Source organism: Pectobacterium fontis, from assembly GCF_000803215.1.
In the GTDB taxonomy this organism is placed as follows: domain Bacteria; phylum Pseudomonadota; class Gammaproteobacteria; order Enterobacterales; family Enterobacteriaceae; genus Pectobacterium; species Pectobacterium fontis.
Genome location: NZ_JSXC01000009.1, coordinates 1 through 2,831, shown reverse-complemented (window position 1 = coordinate 2,831; position 2,831 = coordinate 1). Strand labels below are relative to the sequence as shown.

The following is a 2,831-nucleotide window of genomic DNA, read 5'->3' as shown; positions in this document are numbered from 1 at the left end:
CGATAGCCGACGCGGGTAAAGCGTTCGGCCTGAGCGATTTTAAAAACGGTGGTATCTGGCGTAGAATGCGCGTCAGCCATAGTAACTACTCCTATAGTTGCTTGTGGTGAGCAATGTGTACGGGTGCCAGCCCGTATGCATTGCGCTACTTTAATTTAGATGACCATCGTTCCGCCTCGTACTTGATAATCATCCCTTCCAAGAGTTGCTTGATAACCTTCTGCTGCTCCGGCTCCATGTGGCTGATAGCCTGAAACTGCAAGGCAAGGTCAGCATCGGGCTTCAGTTCATCCCCTTCAAAAACCAGATAATCTGTTGTAACCCGCAAGACCTGAGACAGCTTTTTAAGTGCGTCAAAAGAGGGTAAAGCGTTACCGCCTTCGTAGCGCTTTATCTGCGTGACATGAATCCCTGTCGCGTCAGCCAGCGCCTGTTGTGATAAGCCTTTTTGTTTACGCAGAGACGCGATACGAACACCGACAGTCATAGCATCAGACCATGTTAAAAAGTGGTTCGTCATTCTATCCCCCTGTAACTATCCCTCTTGACATTGGTATGCTATAAGATACTAAAATAAAGCTCAATAGAATCTTGACGCATTTTTGTAAGGAACCCGATATGGCACGCATCCCCAAATCCGAGTTGCAGCACCTGAAAGCCGCCGTGTCACTGGTTGAGGTGGTGCGTGCGCAGGGGCGTAAGGTGGTGAAGCGCGGTAAAGACTTCGTGGTGCTGTGTCCGTTCCATCAGGAGAAAACCCCGTCGTGTGTTATCTCGCCGGAGAAGAACCTGTATCACTGCTTCGGCTGCGATGCAGGCGGCTCGGTGCTGGACTGGGTGATGAAGACGGAGAATCTCAGCTTGCCGCATGCGGTCGATAAGCTGCGGGGTGAACTGGGCAGTGTGCCCGCCGCTGAGCCGTTGCCACCCGTTAGCGATATCGCTAATGAACAGGAGCGGCAAGCGTTACTGCATCGCGTTACCGAGTTCTATCACCACACGCTGCTGAACGCGCCGGAGGCCATCGCCTATCTGGAAAAGCGTCGCCTGAATCATCCTGAGTTAGTCGCGCAGTTCCGCTTGGGGTTCGCCAACCGGACGCTGGGCTACCGTCTGCCATCGAGCAAACTGAAAGACGGGGCAACGGTTCGCAGCCAGTTGCAGGCCATCGGGGTGATGCGCTCATCCGGCCATGAACATCTGGCGGGTTCATTAGTCGTTCCGGTTATCGACCTTAACGGTCAGGTGCGGGAGCTTTATGGCCGCAAGGTGGGCGACCGTCTGCGAGCAGGCACGCCCAATCATCTGTATCTGCCGGGACCTCACGGCGGGGTGTGGAACGAGCAGGCACTGGTTGCGAGTAAGTCGGTAATCCTGTGTGAATCGCTTATCGATGCGATGTCGTTCTGGGTGGCAGGCTACCGTAACGTGACGGCGGCGTATGGGGTGAACGGGTTCACGGATGAGATGCGCAAAGCCTTTATCCGGCACGGCGTAAAACAGGTGCTGATCGCGTTCGATAACGATGCGGCAGGGGATGACGGCGCGGTGAAACTGGCCTCGTCTCTGGTTGCTGATGGCATCACGCCGTTCCGTGTGGTGTTCCCGGCGGGCATGGATGCGAACGGTTATCTGTGCAGTGTGGCTGAACCGGAAGCGGCGTTCGGGTTACTGGTTGACGGGGCGTTGCCGATGGGGGAAGCCGTCAGTGCAGAGCCTGAAAACGACGCTGAGCCACCGCCTGAATCCTCACCTCAACCTGCCTCTTCCTTAGCTGTCGGGGTTGTGGTTGAAGCCCTGCCGAACGGTGAAGTTGACATCGCGCTGTCCGGCCAGCAGTGGCGCATCCGGGGCATGGCGTCGGTGAAAGCGGGTAGCGGGGTGATGAAGGTGAACGCGCAGGTGCTGGACACGGAAAGCGGCGTGGTGTTCGCGGACAGCGTGGACATGATGAGTGCGCGGAGCCGGGCAGGGTATGCGCGATTAGCGGCCAGTGAGTTAGGGCTGGCAGAGAGCGGCATCAAACAGCGCTTAGGGCGGGTGTTGCTGGCACTGGAAACGCATCTGAGCCAGCCGGAAACGAACGGTGAGAGTGTTCCTGAACTGGATGATGCCGCCAAAACGGAGGCGCTGGCGTTGCTGCGTGACCCGAACTTGATTAGCCGACTGACGGATGACCTTGCGGCGTGCGGCGTGGTGGGGGAGTCGGTTAACTTAGTGGCGGGTTATCTGGCGGCGGTGTCGCGCAAGCTGGACAGGCCGTTAGCGGTGTTAATCCAGAGCAGTTCGGCGGCGGGCAAATCCTCGTTGATGGATGCAGTGCTGAACCTTATCCCGCCGGAAGAGCGCTTACAGTACAGCGCGATGACAGGCCAGAGCCTGTTCTATCTGGGTGAAACCAATCTCCAGCATAAAATCCTCGCCATCGCGGAAGAAGAAGGCGTGCGGCAGGCAGCGTATGCGCTGAAGCTGTTGCAGTCGGATGGTGAGTTAACGATAGCCAGCACAGGCAAAGATGATGCGACAGGAAACCTCGTCACCAAGCAGTACACGGTGAAAGGTCCGGTGATGCTGATGTTAACGACCACGGCCATCGACGTAGATGAAGAGCTGCTTAATCGTTGCCTTGTCCTCACCGTCAATGAATCCCGCGAACAGACGGAAGCAATCCACGCCTTGCAGCGGCATAAACAGACGCTGGAAGGGTTACTGATGGAGAACGAGAAAGGCTATCTCACCGAACTGCACCAGAATGCGCAGCGGTTACTGAAACCACTAAAAGTGGTGAATCCGTTCGCCAGCCAGCTCACGTTCCTGAGCGACAAAACCCG

At 56.6% G+C, this 2,831-nt stretch carries 2 protein-coding genes and 1 pseudogene; 1 reads left to right on the top strand and 2 read right to left on the bottom strand.

Annotated features, from left to right (window positions below; genetic code table 11):
* Both OI69_RS20185 and OI69_RS02780 read right to left on the bottom strand, forming a co-directional pair.
* Positions 1-80: pseudogene (locus OI69_RS20185) on the bottom strand (type I toxin-antitoxin system SymE family toxin); the annotation flags it as partial.
* Between the two features lie 65 nt (positions 81-145).
* On the bottom strand, positions 146-487 hold the full coding sequence (locus OI69_RS02780) for a helix-turn-helix domain-containing protein (RefSeq protein WP_039276714.1): 342 nt from the start codon (positions 485-487) through the stop codon (positions 146-148).
* Between the two features lie 131 nt (positions 488-618).
* Here OI69_RS02780 and OI69_RS02775 point away from each other — a divergent pair.
* Positions 619-2,831: DNA primase (locus OI69_RS02775; protein WP_039345880.1), on the top strand; the 2,213-nt coding region annotated here is incomplete at its 3' end.